Here is a 24,856-nt window from a genome sequence, read left to right on the forward strand (position 1 = left end):
GGGTGAGAGCCGCCCGACCGTGCCTGTGGACAACCTCCTCGACGCGGCGGCCCCGCTCTCAGCCCTTGTGGACGGTCCCGTCCGGGTCGAGCCCCCGGAACGACAGCAGCACGATCAGGATGCCGCCGCACACGATGGCCGAGTCGGCGAGATTGAAGACCGCGAAGCCCTTGGGCGCGATGAAGTCGACGACCGCGCCCTCGAAGACTCCCGGCGCACGGAAGATCCGGTCCGTGAGGTTGCCCAGCGCGCCCCCGAGCAGCAGGCCGAGCGCGATCGCCCAGGGCAGGCTGTAGAGCTTGCGGGCGAGCCGGGCGATGACCACGATCACGATCGTCGCGATCACCGTGAAGATGATCGTGAAGGCCTCGCCGAAGCCGAAGGCCGCACCCGCGTTGCGGATCGCCTCGAACTTCAGCCAGTCCCCGATGATCTCGATCGGTTCGTGGTGCTCCAGCTTGGCGACCACAATCATCTTGCTGACCAGGTCGAGCGCGTACGCCAGCGCGGCGACCCCGAACAGCACGGCGATGCGGCGCTTGCCGCGCGGGCGCGCGGGCGCGTCGGCCTGCTCCGCCACGGCACCGTTCCCGCCGTCGGACTGCTCCGGGTCGGTCCCCGCCGCGTCTGGGATGTCCGGCGTACCGATGATGCGCTCCGCCTCTGCCACGTGAGTCCCTCAACCTAGGTTCCTGACTGAGGACAAAGGTACGACACGACCCTCACGGACCAGGGGCTCAGGCCGCGATCACTAGCGGCGTTCCTGCTTCTGCTTGCACTCCACACAGAGAGTGGCCCGGGGAAACGCCTGCATCCGTGCCTTTCCGATCGGATTGCCGCAGTTCTCGCAGAGGCCGTACGTGCCCGAGGCCAGCCGGTCCAGGGCGCGCTCGGTCTGGTCGAGCATCTCGCGCGCGTTGTGGGCGAGCGACAGCTCGTGCTCGCGCGTGATGTTCTTCGCCCCGGTGTCGGCCTGGTCGTCGCCGGCGCCGTCCCCCGAGTCCCGCATCAGGCCCGTGAGCGACCGCTCGGAGGCCTCCAGCTCGGCCCTCAGCCGCACGGCCTCGGACTGCAGCTCCGTGCGGGCCTCGGTGACCTCGTCCGGGCTCCAGGGGTCCTCGCCGGGCCGTACGGCCAGCTCGCCGGGCTCCACCGCGGCGGGCCGCGCCTTGGGGACGGCGGAGGGCTTCCGCTTCGCCGCCGTAGCCGTACCAGGAGTGTTCTTCGCAACCACCGTCGTGGCTCCCGTCGTCTCGGCGGCCTGGGCCGCGTCCGCCTTCTTGACCGTGCTCTTCTTCGCAGAGGGGCTCTTCGCCACGCTCTTCGCCGTGCTCTTCCTGCCCGCGCTCTTCCTCGCGGCGGGCTTGCGCGCGTCGGCCTTCCCGGCCGCCGCGGCCTCCTCGGCCGCCACCGCCGTCTCGGTCGCCGTCGCCTTCTCGGTCGCCGTCGCCTTCTCGGTCGCCGTCGCCTTCTCGGTCGCCGTCGCCTTCCTGGCCGCGGTCTTCTTCACGGCCGTCCTCGCGGCGACCGTCCCTTCGGCCGCGGTCTTCTTCGCCACCGCCTTCTTCGCCACCGTCTTCCCGCCGGCCGCCTTCACCGCCGCGGCCTTCGCACCCTCGCCTCCGCCGCCGGAGGCCACCGTGGATCCACCGGACGCCGGCTGCTGTACGGCGGTCTTCTTCGCCACCATGGCCGCGGCCCCTTCACATATTGTGATCTTGCACGCGAATCGTGCTGGGACGATAAATCGACCTGAGTCCCTCGGCAACGGGGCAGACCACCCGATTCTCCCACCTCACGGCCGTCACGCGACGAGCCTGCAAGCGTTGTGCCCAGCTCCCCGCCGGGTATTCCGGCCCGGCGGACGTCCCAGGATCCGGACGCCCCGCCCGCGCCATTCGGGTCACCCCGCAGGTCACCGCGCGCCCGGCCGCGAGGCCCGCCGAAGGCCCCGCCCCACCCCTCCCACGCGCCCTCGAAAACCGGTCGGCCGCCGTCCGTGCGGCGCCGTACACTGGGCGCAGCGAGAAGCGTGGATGGGGACGAGTAGCGTCGTACGCAGCCCAGAGCGACCCGGGGACGGTGGAAGCCCGGGGGCGAGCGCGATGTGAAGATCACCCCGGAGCCGCCGGAAGAAAGCCGCAGCCCATGGCGCCGTCCGTGGGGCGCGGCGAGTAGACCCGGTATCGCGACCCCAATGAGGGGGCTCACCGGCGCGTACGGCGCACAGGGGAGCCAAGGAGGGTGGTACCGCGGGAGCGCGCCGCACACGGCGTACGAAGGATCGAAGCTCTCGTCCCTCCGACGGAAGGCAGCAAGTCCGTTGGAGGAAGCCCGCTCATGACAGAGCCGACGTACCGCCAGGTGCCCGCCCAGGTCGATCTGCCCGCGCTCGAGCACGCGGTGCTCGACTTCTGGCGCGACCAGAAGATCTTCGCCAAGAGCCTGGAGCAGTCCGAGGGCCGCCCCGAGTGGGTGTTCTACGAGGGACCGCCCACCGCCAACGGCATGCCGGGCGCCCACCACATCGAGGCCCGCGTCTTCAAGGACGTCTTCCCGCGCTTCCGCACGATGCGCGGCTACCACGTGGCCCGCAAGGCCGGCTGGGACTGCCACGGCCTCCCGGTGGAGCTGGCGGTCGAGAAGGAACTCGGCTTCAACGGCAAGAAGGACATCGAGGCGTACGGCATCGCCGAGTTCAACGCCAGGTGCCGCGACTCGGTGACCCGGCACACCGACGCCTTCACCGAGCTGACGACCCGCATGGGCTACTGGGTCGACCTCGACGACGCCTACCGGACCATGGACCCCGAGTACGTGGAGTCCGTCTGGTGGTCGCTCAAGGAGATCTTCGGCAAGGGTCTGCTGGTCCAGGACCACCGCGTCGCCCCCTGGTGCCCCCGCTGCGGCACCGGCCTGTCGGACCACGAGCTGGCGCAGGGCTACGAGACGGTCGTCGACCCCTCGGTGTACGTCCGTTTCCCGCTCACCTCCGGTCCTCTCGCCGGCGAGGCAGCGCTCCTGGTGTGGACGACCACGCCGTGGACGCTGGTGTCCAACACCGCGGTCGCCGCCCACCCCGAGGTCACCTACGTGGTCGCCACGGACGGCACGGAGAAGCTCGTCGTCGCCGAGCCGCTCGTCGCCAAGGCGCTCGGCGAGGGCTGGGAGACCACCGGCCAGACCTTCACCGGCGCCGAAATGGAGCGCTGGACCTATCAACGTCCGTTCGAGCTCGTGGAGTTCCCGGAAACGGCCCATTTCGTCGTCAACGCCGAATACGTCACGACCGAGGACGGTACGGGCCTGGTCCACCAGTCCCCCGCCTTCGGCGAGGACGACCTCAAGGTCTGCCGCGCGTACGGCCTGCCCGTGGTGAACCCCGTCCGTCCCGACGGCACCTTCGAGGAGGACGTCCCCCTCGTCGGCGGCGTCTTCTTCAAGAAGGCGGACGAAAAGCTCACCGAGGACCTCCAGCAGCGCGGCCTGCTCTTCAGGCACATCCCGTACGAGCACAGCTACCCGCACTGCTGGCGCTGCCACACCGCGCTCCTGTACTACGCGCAGCCGTCCTGGTACATCCGCACCACCGCCGTCAAGGACCGTCTCCTCCAGGAGAACGAGAAGACCAACTGGTTCCCGGACTCGGTCAAGCACGGCCGCTTCGGCGACTGGCTCAACAACAACATCGACTGGGCGCTCTCCCGCAGCCGCTACTGGGGCACCCCGCTGCCGATCTGGCGCTGCGAGGAGAACCACCTCACCTGCGTGGGCTCCCGCGAGGAGCTGAGCCGCCTCTCCGGCACCGACCAGTCCGAGCTGGACCCGCACCGCCCGTTCATCGACGCGGTCACCTTCCCGTGCCCCGAGGACGGCTGCGGCGCCACCGCCACGCGCGTCCCGGAGGTCATCGACGCCTGGTACGACTCGGGTTCGATGCCGTTCGCGCAGTGGGGCTACCCGTACAAGAACAAGGAACTCTTCGAGTCCCGCTACCCGGCCCAGTTCATCAGCGAGGCCATCGACCAGACCCGCGGCTGGTTCTACACGCTGATGGCCGTCGGCACCCTGGTCTTCGACAAGTCGAGTTACGAGAACGTCGTCTGCCTCGGCCACATCCTCGCCGAGGACGGCCGCAAGATGTCCAAGCATCTGGGCAACATCCTGCAGCCGATCCCGCTCATGGACCAGCACGGCGCCGACGCCGTCCGCTGGTTCATGGCGGCCGGCGGCTCCCCCTGGGCGGCCCGTCGCGTGGGCCACGGCACCATCCAGGAGGTCGTCCGCAAGACCCTCCTCACCTACTGGAACACGGTCGCCTTCCAGGCCCTGTACGCCCGCACGTCGAACTGGGCGCCCAGCGCGGCGGACCCGGCCCCGGCCGACCGCCCGGTCCTGGACCGCTGGCTGCTGTCGGAACTCCACGCCCTCACCGACCAGGTGACCGGGGCCCTGGAGGCCTACGACACCCAACGCGCCGGCAAGCTCCTCTCGGCGTTCGTCGACGATCTGTCGAACTGGTACGTACGCCGGTCGCGCCGCCGTTTCTGGCAGGGCGACAAGGCGGCGCTGCGCACCCTGCACGAGGTCGTCGAGACGGTCACGAAGCTGATGGCCCCGCTGACCCCGTTCATCACCGAGCGCGTCTGGCAGGACCTGATCGTGCCGGTCTCCCCACAGGCCCCCGAGTCCGTGCACCTGTCCTCCTGGCCGGAGGCCGACCTCTCCGCGATCGACCCCGAGCTGTCCAGGCAGATGGTCCTGGTCCGCCGCCTGGTGGAGCTGGGCCGCGCCACGCGCGCGGAGTCGGGCGTCAAGACCCGCCAGCCCCTCTCGCGCGCCCTGGTGGCCGCCACGGGCTTCGACTCCCTCGACCCCGAACTGCACGCGCAGATCACGGAGGAGCTGAACGTCAGCTCGCTCGCCTCGCTCTCCGAGGTCGGTGGCTCCCTGGTGGACACCACCGCCAAGGCCAACTTCCGCGCGCTGGGCAAGCGCTTCGGCAAGCGCGTCCAGGACGTGGCCAAGGCCGTGGCGAACGCCGACGCGGCCGCCCTGTCCCTGGCCCTGCGCGAGGGCACCGCCTCGGTCGAGGTCGACGGCGAGACCGTCACCCTCGCCCCCGACGAGGTCATCATCACGGAGACCCCGCGCGAGGGCTGGTCGGTGGCCTCCGACTCCGGCGCCACGGTAGCCCTCGACCTGGAGATCACGGAGGAGCTGCGGCGGGCGGGCCTGGCCCGTGACGCGATCCGCCTGATCCAGGAGGCCCGCAAGAACAGCGGCCTCGACGTCGCCGACCGTATCGCCCTGCGCTGGACGGCCACGGACCCGGCGGTCACGGCCGCCCTGACCGAACACTCGCCGCTGATCGCCGACGAGGTCCTCGCCACGGACTTCACCACCGGCGAGGGCGACGAGACCTTCGGCACGCCCTTCACGGACGAGGGCCTGACCCTGACGTTCCGCCTCCGCAAGGCGTAGGCCCGTCGCCCTGCTCGGCCGGGCCGGCGAGCAGGGCCCCGCTCCGCACCACCCCGGGTGACCATGAAGGCCCGGGCGCCGTGAGAGATCTCGGTGTCCCGGGCCTTCGGCGTTGCGTCCGCCGCACATCCGCGCGCATCCCCGCGCGACCGCCCCGTCCCGGGGGCACGCACGGCAAAAGGGCGGGGCCCCGGAAAGAAATCCGGGGCCCCGCCCTGAACGCTGCCGACGCCTACGGCGTACCAGTAATCGTCAGTTGTCGTCCTCGTCGATCAGGAACCCGCGCATCGGCGAGGGAGCCTGCCCCATCGGAGAGGGACCCTGCGGCCGGACCGGAGCCATCGGCTGGGTCATGGCGGGCGACATCTGCTGCTGACCGCCGTAGGAGGGCGCGGCCGGAGACGGGGCGCCGCCCATGCCTCCACCCATGCCTCCGCCCATACCGCCCGGGTTGCCGCCGTACGACGGGGCGCTCGCGCCGGCCGGAGCCATCGAGGGCGCCGGGGACGGCGGCAGCGACGCGGTCGCCGGGGTACGCGGCGGGGCCAGCGAGTCGTCCGCCTGGGTCTCCAGCTGACGCAGCTGCGACTCCAGGTACGACTTCAGACGCGTGCGGTACTCGCGCTCGAAGCCGCGCAGGTCCTCGACCTTGCGCTCCAGCGTGGCGCGGGCGGACTCCAGGGAGCCCATCGCGACGCGGTGCTTCTCCTGCGCGTCCCGCTCCAGCGCGTCGGCCTTGGCACGGGCGTCCCGCTCCAGACCCTCGGCGCGGCTACGGGCCTCACCGACGATCTTGTTGGCCTCGGAACGGGCCTCGGCGATCGCCTGGTCGGCGGTCTGCTGGGCCAGCGAGAGCACACGCGCGGCGCTGTCGCCGCCGGGACCCTGGCCGGGGCCGCCCATCGGACCGCCCATGGGGCCGCCCATCGGACCGCCCATCTGCTGCATGGGAGGCTGGCCGCCCATGGGACCCTGGCCCATCTGGCCCTGGCCCATCTGCGGCTGCATCTGGCCCTGACCCATGGGGCCCTGGCCCATCGGTCCCTGACCCATCGGGCCGGGACCCTGCTGCCCACCCTGGCCACCGGGGCCGGCGGGCAGCTGCGGAGCACCGCTCGGCAGCTGGGGCGGGCCACCCATGTGGCCCCCCATCTGCTGCGGCGGGCCCGATATCCCAGCGGGTACGGGTCCACCGGGACCGCGCATACCCTGCTGCTGCATACCGCCCTGCTGCATGCCGCCTTGCTGCATGCCACCCTGCTGCATGCCGCCCTGCTGCATACCCTGCTGCTGCATGCCACCCTGCTGCATGCCACCCTGCTGCTGGTCCTGAGGCTCCGGGGGCTTGCGCATGTTCTGCTGGTTCTGGGCAGCAGCACGCGTGGCCGCGGCCAGTTTGGCGCGCAGGTCCTCGTTCTCGCGTAGCAGGCGCGTCAGTTCGGCTTCGACCTCATCGAGGAAGGCATCGACCTCGTCCTCGTCATAGCCTTCTCGGAGGCGGACGGTCGTGAACTGCTTGTTCCGCACGTCCTCGGGGGTCAACGGCATCTCTTCACCTCAACGTAGTCATCGGCAGTCGGCAAGACCGGATCGTCCACAGTCACCTCGCGAGTCCACCCACGATGTTGATCAGGATGTAGACGATGATCATCAGTACGAAGAAGGACAGGTCGAGCGCCACGCCCCCGAGACGCAGCGGCGGGATGACCCGCCGCAGAAGCTTCAGCGGTGGATCGGTGACAGTGTAGGTGGCCTCCAGAACGACCACCATCGCCTTGCCGGGTTGCCACGAGCGGGCGAACTGGAACACATAGTCCATGACCAACCGGAAGATCAGCACGATGAGGAAACACATCAGAGCGATCCAGAGCACTTGCCAAACCACGCTCATGATCCGTGCTTCCCTCTCCCCTGTCCCACGTCTTGTTCCGGTCCTGCGTCTCAGCTCTGGTTGAAGAACCCGCCCTCTGCGATACGGGCCTTGTCCTCCGCCGTGACATCGACGTTAGCAGGCGACAACAGGAACACCTTCTGCGTCACCCGCTCGATGCTGCCGTGAAGACCAAACACCAAACCGGCCGCAAAGTCGACAAGTCGCTTCGCGTCTGTGTCGTCCATCTCAGTCAGATTCATGATCACCGGGGTGCCCTCACGGAAGTGTTCCCCGATGGTACGGGCCTCGTTGTAGGTCCGCGGGTGCAACGTGGTGATCCGGTAAGGCTCTCGCTCGGACACGACCTTGGGCATGATCACCGGTGCGTTCTTCTCCAGACTCGAACGTTCTTGTGTGATGGACGCCACGGGCGCGATCCGGGCGGGTCGCGCCGATTCCGCGGGGAGCGAAGTGGCGTGCGACACCGGTTCGCGCTGCACGGGGGGCTGTACCACTCGCACCGATTCATCCCTTTGGGACTGGTGTGACTGGTGTGCCTGATGCACCGGCTCGTGCCGGCGGTGGTCCCGCTCGGGCTCCGGGTCGAGCTCGGGCTCGAAGTCGTCATCGGGGTCGAAGCCCCTGCCGTCGTACCCATCGTCCTCCACGAGGCCGAGGTAGACCGCCATCTTGCGCATCGCGCCGGCCATGCTCTGAGTCCTCCGCTCTGTGGTGGATCCACTGACGACTTCCAAGTGCCCGCGATCCACGAGGTCGTTGCGCCCGCCTCTCGACGGAATGACCATATTTTCTGCTGTGGTCCGACTTCTTGGCGACGTTACCCGAGCCCGGGACGGACTCCGAGTACCGCAGTGCCGACGCGCACATGTGTCGCTCCGGCCGCGACGGCCTCCTCAAGGTCCGCACTCATCCCGGCGGAGACCATGTTCGCAGCCGGATGGGCTCGGCGCAGGTCGGTCGACAAATCCATCAACCGCTCGAAAGCGGCCCGTTGCCGTCCGGCGTACTCCCCGGTGAGCGGCGCGACGGTCATCAGACCATCGACCCGCAGCCCCGGCGCCCCCGCGAGGAGGTCGGCCAACTCTTCGATTCCGTCCGGCCCGACACCCCCTCGTTCCCCGCGGCCGCTCGCGTCGGCGTCGAGCGCGACCTGGATGAGACATCCCACCTCGCGCCCGGCCCGGACGGCCTCCTTCGACAGAGTCGTGACAAGCCTGGAACGATCGACGGACTGCACGAGATCCGCATAACGCACCACAGAGCGGACTTTATTGGTCTGCAATTGCCCCACGAAATGCCACACAAGGGGCAGATCCGAGCATTCGGCAGCCTTGGGCGCCGCGTCCTGGTCCTTGTTCTCGGCGACATGACGCACACCGAGTTCCGACAGGATCCGCACATCGTCCGCCGGATAGGTCTTGGTCACCACGACCAGGGTGACCTCGTCCCGCCCGCGCCCCGCGGCCGCGCACGCCGCCGCGATGCGACCCTCCACCTTCGCCAGGTTCGCGGCGAGTTGTGCCTTACGGTCCGTCATGCCCATCAGTCCAGCCAGACATATCCCGCGAGTCGCCCTGTGGCGCCGTCGCGGCGGTACGAGAAGTGATCGCGCGACTCCAGCGTGCACACCGGCGACTGCTCCCGGTCGTGCACCCCGAGGCGCTCCAGCTGTGCGTGCACTCCGGCGCACACATCCACGGACGGCGTGCCCCAACTGGTCTCGGCGTACGCGGCCGGCTCGACGGTGGCCACCTCGGCGCGCATCGCTTCGGGCACTTCGTAGCACCGGCCGCAGACGGCGGGTCCGGTCCGGGCGACGATCCGGGCGGGTTCGGCGCCGAGTTCGGTCATGGCCCGAACGGCGGCGGGGACGACGCCGGCGACCATGCCGGGCCGGCCCGCGTGGGCGGCGGCCGCGACCCCGGCGACGGGGTCGGTCAGCAGGACGGGTACGCAGTCGGCGGTGAGGACGGCGAGGGCGAGACCGCGCCGGGTGGTGACGATCGCGTCGACGGACGGGATGTCGCCGGAACCCGAGCCTGGGCCGGAGCCCGGGCCCGAGCCGGAACCCCAGGGTCCGTCGACCACGGCCACGTCCGCGCCGTGCACCTGGTTCATCCAGACGACCCGGTCCGGTTCCAGACCCAGCGACTTGGCCGCCAGCTCCCGGTTCGTCGTCACGGCGCCGGCGTCGTCCCCGACCGCCCCGCCGAGATTGAGCTGCTCATACGGAGCGGCGCTCACCCCGCCCCACCTGTCGGTGAAGGCGAAGCGCGCGCCGCCCACGTGCTCGTGCCGTCCTATCACTTGAGGAAGTCCGGCACGTCCAGCTCCTCCGCCGCACTGTCCGAGTAGGACCGGGACGGCGGGACCGGCGGGGTGACAGGCGCCTCGTTCACCGGCTCCGGGGCGGGCGCCGGCTCCTCCTTCGGCTTGACGCTGCCGAGCGAGCCGAAGGACGGCCGGCTCTCGGCGGGCCGGACCGGCGCCGGCTCCTCGCGCTTGGCCGCGGCCGAGCCGAGGATGTTGTCGCGCTTGGCCGGGGGCTGACCACCGTCGAACCCGGCCGCGATGACCGTGACCCGGACCTCGTCGCCGAGCGCGTCGTCGATGACCGCGCCGAAGATGATGTTGGCCTCGGGGTGGGCGGCCTCGCTGACCAGCTGTGCGGCCTCGTTGATCTCGAACAGACCGAGGTCGGAGCCACCGGAGATGGAGAGCAGCACGCCCCGGGCACCGTCGATGGACGCCTCCAGCAGCGGCGAGGAGATCGCCATCTCGGCGGCGGCCACCGCGCGGTCGTCGCCGCGGGCCGAGCCGATGCCCATGAGGGCCGAACCGGCCTCGGACATCACGGACTTGACGTCGGCGAAGTCGAGGTTGATCAGGCCGGGCGTGGTGATGAGGTCGGTGATGCCCTGGACACCGGAGAGCAGGACCTGGTCGGCCGACTTGAACGCGTCCAGAACGGAGACCTGGCGGTCCGAGATGGAGAGCAGCCGGTCGTTCGGGATGACGATGAGGGTGTCGACCTCTTCGCGGAGTTCCGCGATGCCGTCCTCTGCCTGGTTGGCGCGGCGGCGGCCCTCGAAGGTGAAGGGGCGGGTGACCACGCCGATGGTGAGGGCGCCCAGCGAGCGTGCGATGTTGGCCACGACGGGCGCGCCGCCGGTGCCGGTGCCGCCGCCTTCGCCGGCCGTCACGAAGACCATGTCGGCCCCCTTGAGGACCTCCTCGATCTCCTCGCGGTGGTCCTCGGCCGCCTTGCGGCCGACGGCCGGGTTGGCACCGGCGCCGAGTCCGCGGGTGAGTTCGCGGCCGACGTCGAGCTTGACGTCGGCGTCGCTCATCAACAGAGCTTGCGCGTCGGTGTTGATGGCGATGAACTCGACGCCCTTGAGACCGACCTCGATCATCCGGTTGATGGCATTGACACCACCGCCGCCGACACCGATGACTTTGATGACTGCGAGGTAGTTCTGCGGTGCTGCCACGTCGAAGGCCTCTCGCCTCGAGTTACGTGTCGCCGCTTCGCGGGGTACCCGTGATGCGACGACTGATGCCGAAGTGGGACGGTCCGAACGCCGACCCGAACCCTAACGCTGAAGTTTAGGGTTACCAGTGTGACTGTTCCTTGGACTCTTCCGAACAGGACACTAAGTCGACAAGTGGCGCACGTTCAACGAACACGCCGAACCTCCCGTTTTTCTTTTCACCCTATGTGATCAGGCATAGCGATGCCCAACCAGGGTGCTGGCCTGCACGGATGCGCGTCAACTCCCTGATGACGCGGGCGCGGTGGGGGCGCTCACGTCGAAGTGCCCCGCGTCCGGGGCTGCTTTGATCAGGGCGGCGAGCGCGCGGGCCTTCGCGCGCCCCTTCTCCGCACTCCCCCACGCGACGGTGCGGTCCCCGGCCAGCTCCAGCGTGATGGAGTCGTAGGAACGGACCTTGACGACCAGGGTCTCGTGCGCGATCACGGCCGGAATGTCACCGGCGACCCGTACGGCCCCCCGTACGAGCCGGTCCTCCCCGAATCGCCGCAGCCCGGCGGCGGACGTACTCGCCCGGGTCACCGTCAATTCCAGTACGGGAACCCCTTCCGGGGCGCGCGAAACCGTGGCAAAACGCACCCCTTTCGCGTCCACTTCGACGTACTTGCCCGCATTTCCGGCCGCTTCGACAATCAGGACCGGAGTACGTTCGCGCACTTTCAGCCCGATTCCGTGGGGCCAGGAGCGGGTGACCTCGACCGAGTCGATTCGCGGCAATTTCCGCAGCAGACGTGACTCGATCCCGTCGAGGTCGACGGAGATCAGCGGGTCGCCGAGCGGTACGCCGGCGGCCCGGCGCACCTCCCCCACGGTGAGCACGCGGGTGCCCGACACGGACACCCGCTCCGCCCGTAGCCACGAGGAGCCGTACAGGGCCCAGACCGAGGCGCCGCCGGTCAGCACGAGGGCGACCGCGACGGCGATCAGCGCCCGGGGGCCGGGGAGCCGCCGCCGGGGCGGCGGGCCGGGGTCCAGATCCTCGTCTGCGCCGCGTTCGGCGGTGGTCGGTCCGGCCACGCCCACTCCCTCTCCTGGCCCGGTTCGCCTCCGGGCGCCTCAGCCGGCGAACCGCTCCCTAGCGGTGTCCACGCCTGGCGGCGATCGCCTCGTACACCATCCCGACGAGCAGGTCGTCGGCGTCCCTGCGGCCGAACTCGCTGGCCGCGCGGGACATCTCGTACAGCCGGTGCGGGTCGGCGAGGACGGGCAGGACGTTCTGCTGCACCCACTGGGGCGTCAGCTCCGCGTCGTCGACCAGCAGTCCGCCGCCGGCCTTGACCACCGGCTGGGCGTTCAGTCGCTGTTCGCCGTTGCCGATGGGCAGCGGGACGTAGGCGGCCGGGAGCCCGACGGCGGAGAGTTCGGCGACGGTCATCGCGCCCGCGCGGCAGAGCATCATGTCGGCCGCGGCGTACGCGAGGTCCATCCGGTCCACGTACGGTACCGGGATGTACGGGGGCATCCCCGGCATCTGGTGCACCTGCGGCAGTTCGTTCTTCGGGCCGACCGCGTGCAGGATCTGGATCCCGGCCTGCTGGAGGTAGGGCGCGACCTGCTGGACGACCTCGTTGAGGCGGCGGGCGCCCTGGGAGCCGCCGGAGACCAGCAGGGTCGGCAGGTTCGGGTCGAGGCCGAACATCGCGCGGGCCTCGGGGCGGGCGGCGGCCCGGTCGAGGGTGGCGATGGCACGGCGCAGCGGGATGCCGATGTAGCGGGCGTCACGGAGCTTGCTGTCCGGCGTGGAGACGGCGACCTGGGCCGCGTACCGGGAGCCGATCTTGTTGGCGAGGCCGGGGCGGGCGTTGGCCTCGTGGACGACGATCGGCACGCCGAGGCGCTTGGCGGCCAGATAGCCGGGCAGGGCGACGTAGCCGCCGAAGCCGACGACGGCGTCGGCCTTGGTGCGCTCCAGGATCTGCTCGGTCGCCTTGATCGTGCCGCGCAGCCGGCCGGGCACGGTGATCAGCTCGGGGGTGGGCTTGCGCGGCAGGGGCACGGCGGGGATCAGCGCGAGTTCGTAGCCGCGCTCGGGGACGAGGCGTGTTTCGAGGCCGCGCTCCGTGCCCAGGGCCGTGATGCCCACGGTCGGGTCCTGCCTGCGCAGGGCGTCCGCGAGCGCGAGCGCGGGCTCGATGTGACCGGCGGTTCCGCCACCGGCGAGTACGACATGCACCGAAATTCACCGCTCTCCGGACGAACGTGCCGAGACACGCCGTCGCATCGTGTTCCATCTCCCTGGCCCCGAAGGGCCGCCGCCACGCTTTCTACCAAAGCGGGGTTGCCGCATGGCCAGCGCCGCCCGCGCTGCGGGTTCGTCGCGCGCGAAGGCGATCAGCAACCCGATGGCGAACATGGTCGGCAGCAGGGCGGAACCTCCGTAGGAGAACAGCGGGAGCGGGACTCCGGCGATCGGCAGCAGACCGAGCACCGCACCGATGTTGATCACTGCCTGAGCGGTGATCCAGGTGGTCACGCCTCCCGCGGCATACCTGACGAAGGGGTCCTCCGTGCGTCCGGCCACGCGGATACCCGCATAGCCTAGAGCCGCGAAGAGGGCGAGCACCGACAGCGTCCCCGCGAGGCCCAGTTCCTCGCCGGTGACGGCGAAGATGAAGTCGGTGTGCGCTTCCGGGAGTTGGCCCCATTTTTCCACACTGGCGCCCAGTCCCGAGCCGAAGATCCCGCCCGAGGCGAGCGCGTAGATGCCGTGCACGGCCTGCCAGCAGTCGGCGCCGTCGGTACGGGGTTCGGTGGCTCCGATGCAGGCCAGGCGGGCCATGCGGTTCTCGCTGGTCCTGATCAGGACGAATCCGATGAGCCCGGCGACGGACAGCACGCCCACGAACAACCGCGTCGGCGCCCCGGCCAGCCACAGCAGGCCGAACAGGATCGCCGTGAGAATGATCGCGGTGCCCATGTCGCCGCCGAGCATGATCAGCCCGAGCAGCATGAACGCGACCGGAACGAGCGGCACGAGCATGTGCTTCCACTGTGTCAGCAGCCGCTTGTCCTCCTTGCGGGCCATCAGGTCGGCACCCCAGAGCACCAGCGCCAGCTTGCCGAACTCGCTGGGCTGGATCTGGAAGGAACCGCCGATGGCGATCCAGTTCTGGTTGCCGTTGATCGACTGCCCTATTCCGGGCACCTGAACCAGGGCCATCAGGAACACACAGCCGGCCAGCAGCGGATAGGCCAGCGCCCGGTGCAGCTTGACCGGCATCCGTGAGGCCGTGAGCAGCAGCGCGGTGCCGATCGCGGCCGCGAGGAACTGCTTGCGGAAGAAGAAGGTCCCCGGCAGCGACTTCTGCAGCGCCGTGATCTGCGAGGCCGAGTAGACCATCACCAGGCCCAGCACGGTGATCAGCAGGCTGCCGCCGAGGATCAGGTAGTACGCGGTCAGCGGCCGGTCCCAGGCCTTGCGCGCCCGGGTGACGAACCGCCGCACGGGGTTCTCGCGCGGCGGCCGGGAGACGGGCGGCCGTCGTGTGACGCGCTGGAGGGGCGCACGGCTCGTACGGCTACCGGGCATCGGGGGCACCCTCGCCGCCGACCGAACGGATCCGTGTCACGCGTCCCTCCCAGGGTCACCCGGCGCCGCCAGGCGAGGCCTGGCCGGGTCAGCCGTCCGCGGAGGAGAGTTCGCGCACAGCCTCCGCGAACGCGTCCCCACGCTTGTTGTAGTTGACGAACATGTCCATCGACGCACAGGCCGGCGCCAGGAGCACGGTGTCGCCCGCCCGCGCCAGCGTCCGCGCCTCGCGGACGGCGGCGAGCATCGCCCCAGTGTCGGTCCGGTCGAGGTCGACCACCGGCACTTCGGGCGCGTGTCGCGCGAGCGCTTCCCGGATCAGCGCGCGATCCGCGCCGATCAGCACGGCGCCCCGCAGCCGCCCGGCCGCACCGGCGACCAGTTCGTCGAAGGTGGCTCCCTTGGCGAGTCCGCCGGCGATCCACACGATCGACTCGTACGCGGCCAACGAGGCCTGCGCCGCGTGCGTGTTGGTGGCCTTGGAGTCGTCGATGTAGGCGATGCCGTCCACGTCGGCCACGTGCGCGATGCGGTGCGCGTCCGGGGTGAAGGCCCGCAGGCCGTCCCGTACGGCAGCGGCGGGTACCCCGTAGGCGCGGGCGAGGGCGGCCGCGGCGAGGGCGTTGGCGATGTTGTGGGGGGCGGGCGGGTTCACGTCCGAGACCTCGGCGAGTTCCTGGGCGTTCTTCTGCCGGTTCTCGACGAAGGCGCGGTCGACCAGGATGCCGTCCACGACGCCCAGTTGGGACGGCCCCGGGGTGCCGAGCGTGAACCCGACGGCCCGGCAGCCCTCCTCGACGTCCGCCTCGCGCACCAGGTCCTCGGTCGCCTTGTCGGCCACGTTGTAGACGCAGGCCACCCGGTTGCCCTCGTAGATGCGGCCCTTGTCGGCGGCGTACGCCTCCATGGAGCCGTGCCAGTCGAGGTGGTCGGGGGCGAGGTTGAGGACGGCTGCGGAGTGGGCGCGCAGGGAGGGCGCCCAGTGGAGCTGGTAGCTGGACAGCTCGACGGCCAGGACGTCGTAGGGCTCGTCACCGAGGACCACGTCCAGGAGCGAGACGCCGATGTTGCCGACGGCGGCCGTGCGCAGGCCCGCGGCCTCCAGGATGGAGGCGAGCATCTGGACGGTGGTGGTCTTGCCGTTGGTGCCCGTGACGGCCAGCCAGGGGGCGGCCTCGGGCCCCCGCAGCCGCCAGGCCAGCTCGACGTCGCCCCAGATCTCCAGGCCGGCCGCGCGGGCCGCGTCGAACAGGGGCTTGTCGGGCTTCCAGCCGGGGGCGGTGACGACGAGTTCGGTGCCCTCGGGCAGGGTGGCGCCGTCGCCCAGGCGCACGGTGATGCCGAGCGCCTCCAGGTCTGCGGCCTGCGCGCGGGCGCGTTCGTCGTCGCCGTCGTTGACGACGGTGACGGCCGCGCCGAGGCCGTGCAGGACCCTGGCCGCCGGGATGCCCGAGACGCCGAGCCCGGCGACGGTGACGCGCTTGCCCTGCCAGTCGGTCACTTGTCGGCCGCCCATCCCGCGTAGAAGAGGCCCAGTCCGACGATCACACAGATGCCCTGGATGATCCAGAAACGGACCACGACGAGGACCTCGGACCAGCCCTTGAGCTCGAAGTGGTGCTGGAGCGGGGCCATGCGGAAGACCCGCTTGCCGGTCAGCTTGAAGGAGCCGACCTGGATGACGACCGACATCGTGATGAGGACGAACAGACCGCCGAGGAGCGCGAGCAGCAGCTCGGTGCGGGAGCAGATCGCGAGACCGGCGAGCGCGCCGCCGAGGGCCAGCGAACCGGTGTCACCCATGAAGATCTTCGCGGGCGAGGTGTTCCACCACAGGAAGCCCAGGCAGGCGCCCATCAGCGCGGAGGCCACGATCGCCAGGTCGAGCGGATCTCGTACCTCGTAGCAGGCGGAGGGGTTGGTCAGGGTCTGCGTGTTGGCGCAGGACTCCTGGAACTGCCAGACGCCGATGAAGGTGTACGCGCCGAAGACGAGGACGGAGGCGCCGGTGGCGAGGCCGTCCAGACCGTCGGTCAGGTTCACGCCGTTCGACATGGCGAGGATCATGAACAGCGCCCAGATGACGAACAGCACCGGGCCGATGGTCCAGCCGAAGTCCTGGACGAAGGAGATCTTGGTGGAGGCCGGCGTCTGGTCGCGGGCGTCCGGGAACTGCAGCGCCAGGACCGCGAAGCCGATGCCGACGATCAGCTGGCCGGCCATCTTCGCCTTGGCCCGCAGACCGAGCGAACGGCGCTTGACGATCTTGATGTAGTCGTCGAGGAAGCCGACGAGACCCATGCCCGCCATCAGGCCGAGCACCAGCAGACCGGAGAAGGTCGGCGGCTGTCCCGAGATCACCTTGGCGAGGAAGTACGCCACGACCGTCGCCAGGATGAAGGCGATACCACCCATGGTCGGCGTACCGCGCTTGCTGGCGTGCTCGCGCGGGCCGTCGTCGCGGATGTACTGGCCGTAGCCCTTGCGGGCCAGCAGCTTGATCAGCAGCGGCGTGCCGACCAGGGTCAGGAAGAGGCCAATGACTCCTGCGAACAGGATCTGATTCATCATCGGGCGGCGACCTCACCCTCGTTGCCGCTGTCGAGCAGCGCCTGCGCCACGCTCTCGAGCCCGACCGACCGGGACGCCTTCACGAGCACGACGTCCCCCGGGCGCAACTGACTGCGCAACAGGTCGATCGCCGCCTGTGCGTCGGACACGTGCACCGACTCCTCACCCCACGAACCCTCGTTATATGCGCCCAGTTGCAGCCAGGACGCTTCCCTGCCCCCGACCGCGACGAGCTTGCCGACATTGAGCCGGACGGCGAGCCGTCCGACCGCGTCGTGCTCGGCGAGCGATTCGTCCCCGAGCTCGGCCATCTTGCCGAGCACCGCCCAGGTCCGCCGCCCCTTGCCCATGGCTGCGAGGGCGCGCAGAGCGGCCCTCATGGACTCGGGGTTCGCGTTGTAGGCGTCGTTGACGACCGTCACGCCGTCCGGGCGCTCGGTGACCTCCATGCGCCAGCGGGAGAGGGAGCCCGCCTCGGAGAGCGCGGTGGCGATCTCGTCTGCGGACATGCCCAGCTCATGGGCGACGGCGGCCGCGGCGAGCGCGTTCGACACGTGGTGCTCACCGTACAGGCGCATGGTCACATCGCTTGCACCGGAGGGTGTGTGAAGCCTGAAGGCGGGCTGTCCGGCGTCCGTGAGCGTCACGTTCTCGGCGCGTACGTCCGCTTCGCCGGACTCTCCGAAGAGGATCACCCGGGCCTTCGTACGGGACGCCATGGCCCGCACGAGGGGGTCGTCGGCGTTGAGGATCGCCGCGCCGCCCTCCTGCGCGGACGGCAGGGCCTCCACCAGCTCGCCCTTGGCCTGCGCGATCTGCTCGCGGCCGCCGAACTCGCCGATGTGGGCGGTGCCGACGTTCAGGACGAGGCCGATCCTCGGCGGGGTCAGGTCGGTGAGGTACCGGATGTGGCCGATGCCCCGGGCGCCCATCTCCAGCACCAGGAAACGGGTCTCCTCGGTGGCGCTGAGCGCGGTGAGGGGCAGCCCGATCTCGTTGTTGAGGGAGCCGGGCGTGAACACGGTCGGCGCCTTGCGCCGGAGCACCTGGGCGACGAGGTCCTTGGTGCTGGTCTTGCCCGCGGAGCCGGTGAGGGCCACAAGGGTCGTGCCGAGCTTGCGGACGACGTGCCGGGCGAGGGCGCCGAGCGCCGCCTGGACGTCGGGCACGACGATCGCGGGCACGCCGACGGGACGGGACGCCAGCACCGCTGCCGCACCCGCCTCGACGACCGCGGCCGCGAAGTCGTGTCCGTCCACGCGCTCGCCCGCGAAGGCGACGAAGAGGCTGCCGGGACCCGCCTCACGGGAGTCCCGGACGACCGGTCCGGTGACCAGAGCCGACGGATCCGGTATGTCGTGCGTCTGCCCGCCGACGACTTCTGCGATCTCGGCGAGAGAGAGGGCGATCACAAGTTCATCCCTGGGTCTGCTGGATAGCTTCGCGAAGCACCTGGCGGTCGTCGAAGGGACGTACCACGCCGGCGATGTCCTGGCCCTGCTCGTGGCCCTTGCCCGCGACCAGCACGGTGTCGCCCGGCCGCGCGCGGGCCACCGCGGCGGCGATCGCGGCGGCCCGGTCCTCGAACAGGAGGACCTCGCCGCGCTCGTGCGCCGGCACGGACGCCGCGCCCTGGAGCATGGTCGCGAGGATCGCGAGGGGGTCCTCGGAGCGGGGGTTGTCGGAGGTCAGTACGGCCGTGTCGGAGAGCCGGGCCATGGCGGCGCCCATCGGCGCGCGCTTGGTCGTGTCCCGGTCGCCGCCGCAGCCGAGCACGATGTGCAGGCTGCCCTCGGTGACCTTGCGCAGCGCCTTGAGGACCGACTCGACCGCGTCCGTCTTGTGGGCGTAGTCGACGACCGCGAGGTAGGGCTGCCCGGCGTCCACGCGCTCCAGCCGGCCCGGCACGCCCGGTACGGCGGCGACACCGTCCGCGGCGGTCTGCGGGTCGATCCCGGCGACGGCCAGCGCGGCGACGGCCGCCAGGGTGTTGGCGACGTTGAAGGAGCCCGGCAGCGGCGACCTGGCGGTGATCCGCTCGCCCTTGGGCCCCACCACCGTGAACGTCGAGTCCATGGGGCCGACCCGGACGCCCTCGGCACGCCAGTCGGCGTCCGGGTGCCCCTCGGCGGAGAAGGTGACGACGGGGACCGTGGCCTCGTCGACGAGCCGGCGGCCGTACTCGTCGTCGAGGTTGACGACGCCGAGCCGGCTGCGTTCCGGGGTGAACAGCTGCGCCTTGGCCCGGAAGTAGTCCTCCATGCCGGAGTGGAACTCCATGTGTTCCGGGCTGAGGTTGTTGAAGACCGCCACGTCGAAGACGCAGCCGTCGACCCGGCCGAGGACCAGTGCGTGGCTGGACACCTCCATCACGACCGAGTCGACGCCGCGTTCGCGCATGACCGCGAACAGGGCCTGGAGGTCGGTGGCCTCGGGGGTGGTCCGCTCGGACTTGATGCGCTCGTCGCCGATGCGCGTCTCGACCGTGCCGATGAGCCCCGTGGAGCGCACGGCCCGCAGACCGCCCTCGACGAGGTACGCGGTGGTGGTCTTGCCGGACGTGCCGGTGATGCCGATCTGGAGCAGGTCGCGGCCCGGCCGGCCGTAGATCGTGGCCGCCAGTTCGCCCATCCGCGCGCGCGGGTTCTCCACGACGAGCGCGGGGAGCCCGGAGGCGGCGACGCGCTCGGCGCCGCTCGGGTCGGTGAGGACGGCGACGGCGCCGAGGCCGGCCGCCTGGTCCACGAAGTCGGCGCCGTGCAGACGGGCGCCGGGCAGGGCGGCGTACAGGTCGCCTGGGCGGACGGCCCGCGAGTCGTGGGTGATGCCCGTGACCTCCGCGGCGCTCCCCGGCTGCTCGGCACCCACCTGGCCGGCGAGGTCCGCGAGGGATGTGGCGGAGACCTGGAGCGGCCTGGGCGGTCCCGGATATGTCACGGGAACGTCCTTCTGGGTGGTTTGGGACTGATCAGCGTGTGGCACGGCGGTGAGCGTACCGGGCGCACCCCCACGGGAGCGAAGCGAGGGTTTGTGCGAGCGGGGCTCGGAGGTGTGGTTCCCGGGGTCGGGAGTGATCATGGTCACGAGTCGGTTCCTGGCTGGTTGCGCTGATCAGCGGGTGGATCAGGACGTGGTCAGGCGGCGAGTCAGGGCGTGAAGGCGACCGGCAGGTTCGCCGGCTTCGCCCCGGTGGGCGGGACCTGGAGGGTCTTCAGGGCGAACTCCATGACCTCCTTGTAGATGGGTCCACAGATCTGACCGCCGAAGTAGTTGCCCTTGGTGGCGTTCTGGATCGCGCAGTAGACGGTGATCCTCGGCTTGTCGGCGGGCGCGAAGCCGGCGAAGGACGAGGTGTAGCCGCGGTAGCGGCCGGTGGCCGGATCCACACGGTTGGCCGTACCCGTCTTGCCCGCGACCCGGTAGCCGGGGATGCGCGCCTTGGTGCCGGTGCCCTCCTCGTCGTCCACGACGGACTCCAGCATCCGGGCCAGGGCCTTCGCCGTCTTCTCGCTCACGACCCGGTTCTTCTCGGGCTTGGGCGCGGGGGTGAAGCGGCCGTCCGGCCCCTTGGTGCCTCGTACGAGGGTCGGTTCGACGCGTACGCCGCCGTTGGCGATCGTCGAGTAGACGGAGGCCGCCTGCATGGCGTTTATCGACACGCCCTGGCCGAAAGGGATCGTGTACTGCTGCGAGGTCGACCAGTCGCCGGGCGCGGCGAGGATGCCCTTGGTCTCGCCCGGGAAGCCGAGGCCGGTGTAGCTGCCGATGCCGAACTTGCGCAGGTAGGAGTGGAGGATCTGGTTCGACTCGCGCTGATTCCGGCCGAGTTCGCCGGTGGCGAGGATGGTGCCGATGTTGCTGGACTTGGCGAGGACGCCGTTGAGCGTCAGGTACCAGGTCGGGTGGTCGATGTCGTCCTTGAACAGCCGGTCGCCGCGGTGCAGCCGGTTGGGCACGGTGACGTGGGTGCCCGGTGTGGCGACGTTCTCCTCCAGTACGGCGGCCATCGACATGACCTTGGCGGTGGAGCCGGGCTCGAAGGCGTCCTGGAGGGCCGCGTTGCCCAGCGCGTCCGGGTTCGCCTTCGTGAGGTCGTTGGGGTCGAAGCCGGGTGAGTTGGCCATGGCGAGGATCTCGCCGGTACGGGTGTCCTGCACTATCACGTACCCGCGGTCGGCCTTGGACTTCTTCACCTGCTCGGTGATGGCGTTCTGCGCGGCCCACTGGATGTCACGGTCGATGGTCAGCTCGACGTCGGAGCCGGCCACGGCGGGGGTCTCGGTGGAGCCCGCGGTGGGCACCAGACGGCCGCCGGACTGGGCGTAGCGGATCTTGCCGTCCTTGCCCGCCAGACGGCTGTTCCACTGCTGCTCGATGCCGCCGCCGCCCTTGCCCTCGGCGTTGACCCAGCCCAGTATCCCGGCGGCGAGGCCACCGTTGGGGTACACGCGCTTGCTGCTGGGCTCCTGGAAGACGCCGGCCAGGACGTTGACCGTGCCCTTCTCGTCGCCGGACCGCTGGACGAGCGCGGACTTCAGGTCGCGGATCTGGTTCCAGACCTGGGGGGTCTGGCGGCGGGCGAGGACGACGTAGCGGGTGTTCCTGGTACGCAGTCTCTCGGTGAGGGTCTCCTGGTCCGCGCCGAGGATCGGCGCGAGGAGCGCGGCCGCCTGCTCCGGTCCGTCGTCGATCCTCAGCTGCTCGCGCGTGAACATCGTCGGGTCGGCGGTGATGTCGTTGGCGTCGGCGCTGATCGCCAGGGCGACGCCGTTTCTGTCGGTGATCCCGCCCCGCTCGGCGGCCAGCACCCGGCCGACGTACCGGTTCCGGTCGGCCTTGGAGGCGTACTCGCTCGCGTCGACGGCCTGCACCTGGAGGAGCCGTACGACGAAGGCGATCATCACCAGCGTCAGCGCGAGGCTGACCATGCGCAGCCTCGGCCGCGGGCTGCCCAGCCGGATGGTGCGCGCGGCCGGCTGCCTGGGCGAGGCCGGGCGGCGCTGCGCGGCGGGCCGGGCGCCGGGGCCCGGTCGCTGCCGCGACCCGCCCGGGCGCGCGGGCCGGGCGGGTCCGGGTACGCGGCGGCGGGGGGGCTGCCTGCCTGAATCGGCCACTTCCGTCACCTGCCGGGGTTCGTCGGGAGCTGGGTGGACTGTGGGGACGCGCTGGTGGGCGTGGGGGCCGGGGTGGGGGTGTCCACGGGCGCCGGGGCCCGCGCGGGCTGCCGCGACGGCGTCGCGGAGGCCGGGGGCGTGGGGCTCGGGGTGGTGCTGGGAGTGGGGGCCGAGCTCGCGGGCGGGCCGGGGTCCAGGATCTCGGGCGCGAGGACGAGCGGCATACGGGCCACGGACTGCTGGGCCGCGCTCGGTACGCCCATGACGGTGCCGTCGGGGTTCAGGAAGGCCGGGTCCCCGCCGGGGACCATGCCCAGCTCGCGGGCGCGGCGCTGGAGGGCGTCGGGCGCGGAGTAGGCGTCCACGTCGCGCTGGAGCGCCTGTTCCTCGTCGGTGTAGCTCTTGACGTCGTCCTGGAGGTCGTCGAGCTTGAACGACCCTTCACTGAGGGCGGAGTTCAGCACGAGGAGTCCGATGAGGCCGCCGCCCAGCAGCAGGACGACGAGGAGGACGAACGGAGTGCGTGCGGCGCCTTTGGGCCGCACGGGCAGGAGCCGCGCGAGACGGGCGGCCCGGCCTCTCAGTTCGGGTTTCCTGCTCACGCGTCCTCCCTGTGCGTTCGGCTTCCGGACTCACTCACCGTCCCCGCGAGTTCGCTTCTCGGACTCACTCACCGTCACCCTTCACGCACCGTGTACGGCCGCCTCGTAGGCCTCATGCGGCTCACGTGCCTCACTCGACGTCTTCCCGCACGCGTTCCGCCCCGCGCAGACGTGCGGGGGCGGCGCGCCGGTTCTCGGCGACCTCTTCCTCGGTGGGAAGTTCGGCACCACGGGTGAGGAGCTTGAGCCTCGGCTGGTAGCGCTCGGGAACCACGGGCAGTCCGGGGGGCGCGGTGATGGCGGCGCCGGCGGCGAGCACCTGCTTGACGAGGCGGTCCTCCAGCGAGTGGTAGGACAGCACGGCGATCCGGCCGCCGACCGCGAGAGCCTGCACGGCGGCGGGGATCGCCCGCTCCAGGACGGTCAGTTCGCCGTTGACCTCGATGCGCAGTGCCTGGAAGGTGCGCTTGGCGGGGTTGCCTCCGGTGCGCTTGGCCGCCTGCGGCAGGGAATCGCGGATCAGTTCGACGAGGCGGGCGCTGTTGGTGAAGGGCTCCTTGTCGCGCTCGCGCACGATCGCGGAGACGATCCGCTTGGCCTGCTTCTCCTCGCCGTACGCCCGGAGGATCCGGACGAGCTCGCCCGCCGGGTAGGTGTTGAGGACCTCGGCCGCGCCGATGCCGGTCGTCTGGTCCATCCGCATGTCGAGGGGGGCGTCCTGGGCGTACGCGAAGCCCCGGTCGGCCTCGTCGAGCTGCATGGAGGAGACGCCGAGGTCGAACAGGACGCCCTGGACGCGCGGCAGGCCCAGGCGGCCCAGCACGTCGGGCAGTTCGTCGTAGACGGCGTGCACGAGGGTGGCGCGCTCGCCGAAGGGGGCGAGCCGTTCGCCGGAGAGGCGCAGGGCCTCCTTGTCGCGGTCGAGGGCGACGAGCCGCGCCTCGGGGAACCGGGTGAGGAGCGCCTCGCTGTGGCCGCCGAGGCCGAGCGTGCAGTCGACCACCACCGCGCCGGGCTCCGTGAGGGCCGGGGCCAGCATGTCCAGGCAGCGCTGGAGCATGACGGGGACGTGGCGGCTGTTGCTCAAGGGGCCCTCTCAGGTCCGGCGCGAGCCGCACGTACGCGCCGCGCACGCGGGGAGACGCCGGGCTGTCGCCGGTTCTCCTGGGGATTTCGAGTCCAGCAGGGGGCCTCGCCTCCCGCTCCGCGTCACTCTAGTCCACGGCATATCGCGGTCAATCAACCGGCCTGCGCGTCGCGCCGCCTCCTGCGGGTGAACCGGCGATGCCGGAGAAATCACCTGTACGGTCGAGATCCGGCCACTCCTGTGGGTTACCTCACAACAAGCCTCGATGACGTTCTTTGTCCTCTCTCACAGAGCGCCTCCGGCGGCGGTGACCAGTACCGTCATGGCTATGACGACCTCCGCAGCAATTCCCACCGGCCCCGAAGGCGCCATATCCGACGGCACCGTCACCGACCGTCTCGTCGAGGCGAACCAGCGGTACGCCGCCGCGTTCACCGACCCCGGGATGGACGCGCGCCCCGTCCTGCGCGTCGCGGTGGTGGCCTGTATGGACGCCCGCCTCGACCTGCACGACGCGCTCGGCCTGGAGCTGGGCGACTGTCACACCATCCGCAACGCGGGCGGCGTGGTCACCGACGACGTGATCCGCTCGCTCACCATCAGTCAGCGCAAGCTCGGCACCCGCAGCGTGGTCCTCATCCACCACACCGGTTGCGGACTGGAGTCCCTCACCGAGGACTTCCGGAACGAGCTGGAGACCGAGGTCGGGCAGCGGCCGGCCTGGGCGGTGGAGTCCTTCCGGGACGTGGACCAGGACGTACGGCAGTCCATGCAGCGGGTGCGCACCAACCCGTTCCTGTTGCACTCCGACGACGTGCGCGGCTTCGTCTTCGACGTGACGACGGGCCTGCTGCGGGAGGTCGACCCCGCCTGAGCCCGTCGAACCGGGCTGCGCGTGACCCCTCTCCTACCGCCTGAGGGAGGTCGCGCGCAGCCCCGGTTTCCTGTCAATCTGCTGGCATCTCGCCCTACAAAAGACCACAAATCCGACATATCGCAGACCGTTATCCACAGGCGAGTG

General features: G+C 70.6%; 20 protein-coding genes. 2 read left to right on the forward strand and 18 right to left on the reverse strand.

The genetic code is table 11. The features are described 5' to 3' along the window. Positions 1 to 58: 58 nt before the first annotated feature. The gene (gene lspA, locus ACWCRJ_RS01680) at positions 59 to 670 is read right to left on the reverse strand and encodes a signal peptidase II (RefSeq protein ID WP_450937371.1); all 612 of its coding nucleotides are present in this window, start codon (positions 668 to 670) and stop codon (positions 59 to 61) included. Between the two features lie 81 nt (positions 671 to 751). Beyond that, the gene (locus ACWCRJ_RS01685; RefSeq protein ID WP_450937372.1) at positions 752 to 1,690 is read right to left on the reverse strand and encodes a TraR/DksA C4-type zinc finger protein; all 939 of its coding nucleotides are present in this window, start codon (positions 1,688 to 1,690) and stop codon (positions 752 to 754) included. 650 nt (positions 1,691 to 2,340) lie between these two features. On the opposite strand from ACWCRJ_RS01685, the gene ileS reads away from it, so the two are divergent. Continuing rightward, on the forward strand, positions 2,341 to 5,484 hold the full coding sequence (gene ileS / locus ACWCRJ_RS01690) for an isoleucine--tRNA ligase (RefSeq protein ID WP_450937373.1): 3,144 nt from the start codon (positions 2,341 to 2,343) through the stop codon (positions 5,482 to 5,484). A gap of 252 nt (positions 5,485 to 5,736) precedes the next feature. Here the strand turns inward: ileS and ACWCRJ_RS01695 are convergent, their stop codons facing one another. The 16 genes from ACWCRJ_RS01695 to rsmH all read right to left on the reverse strand — a co-directional run bounded on the left by ACWCRJ_RS01695 (position 5,737) and on the right by rsmH (position 23,835). Further along, positions 5,737 to 7,032 carry a DivIVA domain-containing protein gene (locus ACWCRJ_RS01695; protein ID WP_450937374.1) on the reverse strand — a complete coding sequence of 432 codons (1,296 nt, stop codon included), beginning with the start codon at positions 7,030 to 7,032 and terminating at the stop codon, positions 5,737 to 5,739. Between the two features lie 52 nt (positions 7,033 to 7,084). Next, positions 7,085 to 7,375 carry a YggT family protein gene (locus tag ACWCRJ_RS01700; RefSeq protein WP_028796910.1) on the reverse strand — a complete coding sequence of 97 codons (291 nt, stop codon included), beginning with the start codon at positions 7,373 to 7,375 and terminating at the stop codon, positions 7,085 to 7,087. Between the two features lie 50 nt (positions 7,376 to 7,425). After that, entirely contained in the window at positions 7,426 to 8,067 is a 642-nt protein-coding gene (locus ACWCRJ_RS01705; protein ID WP_097250399.1) for a cell division protein SepF, read from the reverse strand. 128 nt (positions 8,068 to 8,195) lie between these two features. After that, on the reverse strand, positions 8,196 to 8,915 hold the full coding sequence (locus tag ACWCRJ_RS01710) for a YggS family pyridoxal phosphate-dependent enzyme (RefSeq protein ID WP_450937375.1): 720 nt from the start codon (positions 8,913 to 8,915) through the stop codon (positions 8,196 to 8,198). Positions 8,916 to 8,920: 5 nt separating this feature from the next. Next, positions 8,921 to 9,685: a peptidoglycan editing factor PgeF gene (gene pgeF, locus ACWCRJ_RS01715; RefSeq protein WP_450937376.1), complete on the reverse strand. Its 765-nt coding sequence runs from the start codon at positions 9,683 to 9,685 to the stop codon at positions 8,921 to 8,923. Beyond that, positions 9,682 to 10,872, reverse strand: coding sequence for a cell division protein FtsZ (gene ftsZ / locus ACWCRJ_RS01720; protein WP_450937377.1), 1,191 nt, complete (start codon positions 10,870 to 10,872; stop codon positions 9,682 to 9,684). The genes pgeF and ftsZ overlap by 4 nt, the downstream gene beginning before the upstream one ends. 279 nt (positions 10,873 to 11,151) lie before the next feature. After that, positions 11,152 to 11,949 (reverse strand): cell division protein FtsQ/DivIB, encoded by a 798-nt coding sequence (locus tag ACWCRJ_RS01725; RefSeq protein ID WP_450937378.1) that lies wholly within the window; start codon positions 11,947 to 11,949, stop codon positions 11,152 to 11,154. A 58-nt stretch (positions 11,950 to 12,007) separates the two neighbouring features. Further along, complete coding sequence (gene murG / locus ACWCRJ_RS01730) at positions 12,008 to 13,105, reverse strand: undecaprenyldiphospho-muramoylpentapeptide beta-N-acetylglucosaminyltransferase (protein ID WP_450937379.1); 1,098 nt, start codon at positions 13,103 to 13,105, stop codon at positions 12,008 to 12,010. Positions 13,106 to 13,111: 6 nt separating this feature from the next. Beyond that, positions 13,112 to 14,461 carry a putative lipid II flippase FtsW gene (ftsW, locus tag ACWCRJ_RS01735; protein ID WP_450937380.1) on the reverse strand — a complete coding sequence of 450 codons (1,350 nt, stop codon included), beginning with the start codon at positions 14,459 to 14,461 and terminating at the stop codon, positions 13,112 to 13,114. An 88-nt stretch (positions 14,462 to 14,549) separates the two neighbouring features. Then, positions 14,550 to 15,977: a UDP-N-acetylmuramoyl-L-alanine--D-glutamate ligase gene (gene murD / locus ACWCRJ_RS01740; protein ID WP_450937381.1), complete on the reverse strand. Its 1,428-nt coding sequence runs from the start codon at positions 15,975 to 15,977 to the stop codon at positions 14,550 to 14,552. Then, a complete protein-coding gene (mraY, locus tag ACWCRJ_RS01745; protein ID WP_005478222.1) occupies positions 15,959 to 17,032 on the reverse strand; it encodes a phospho-N-acetylmuramoyl-pentapeptide-transferase in 1,074 nt (357 codons plus the stop codon). Before mraY ends, murD begins: the two co-directional genes overlap by 19 nt. Further along, complete coding sequence (locus tag ACWCRJ_RS01750; RefSeq protein ID WP_450937382.1) at positions 17,029 to 18,444, reverse strand: UDP-N-acetylmuramoyl-tripeptide--D-alanyl-D-alanine ligase; 1,416 nt, start codon at positions 18,442 to 18,444, stop codon at positions 17,029 to 17,031. Before ACWCRJ_RS01750 ends, mraY begins: the two co-directional genes overlap by 4 nt. A 4-nt stretch (positions 18,445 to 18,448) precedes the next feature. Further along, the gene (locus ACWCRJ_RS01755) at positions 18,449 to 20,116 is read right to left on the reverse strand and encodes a UDP-N-acetylmuramoyl-L-alanyl-D-glutamate--2,6-diaminopimelate ligase (RefSeq protein ID WP_450937383.1); all 1,668 of its coding nucleotides are present in this window, start codon (positions 20,114 to 20,116) and stop codon (positions 18,449 to 18,451) included. 62 nt (positions 20,117 to 20,178) lie between these two features. Further along, a complete protein-coding gene (locus ACWCRJ_RS01760; RefSeq protein WP_450937384.1) occupies positions 20,179 to 21,960 on the reverse strand; it encodes a peptidoglycan D,D-transpeptidase FtsI family protein in 1,782 nt (593 codons plus the stop codon). 191 nt (positions 21,961 to 22,151) lie between these two features. Beyond that, positions 22,152 to 22,748 carry a hypothetical protein gene (locus ACWCRJ_RS01765; protein WP_450937385.1) on the reverse strand — a complete coding sequence of 199 codons (597 nt, stop codon included), beginning with the start codon at positions 22,746 to 22,748 and terminating at the stop codon, positions 22,152 to 22,154. 130 nt (positions 22,749 to 22,878) lie between these two features. Next, positions 22,879 to 23,835 carry a 16S rRNA (cytosine(1402)-N(4))-methyltransferase RsmH gene (gene rsmH, locus ACWCRJ_RS01770; protein WP_450937386.1) on the reverse strand — a complete coding sequence of 319 codons (957 nt, stop codon included), beginning with the start codon at positions 23,833 to 23,835 and terminating at the stop codon, positions 22,879 to 22,881. Positions 23,836 to 24,163: 328 nt separating this feature from the next. Here rsmH and ACWCRJ_RS01775 point away from each other — a divergent pair, with 328 nt between their 5' ends. Continuing rightward, positions 24,164 to 24,709, forward strand: a complete 546-nt coding sequence (locus ACWCRJ_RS01775; RefSeq protein WP_005478235.1) for a beta-class carbonic anhydrase — start codon at positions 24,164 to 24,166, stop codon at positions 24,707 to 24,709. Positions 24,710 to 24,856 lie beyond the last annotated feature (147 nt).

It is taken from the genome of Streptomyces sp. NPDC002324, from assembly GCF_053593335.1.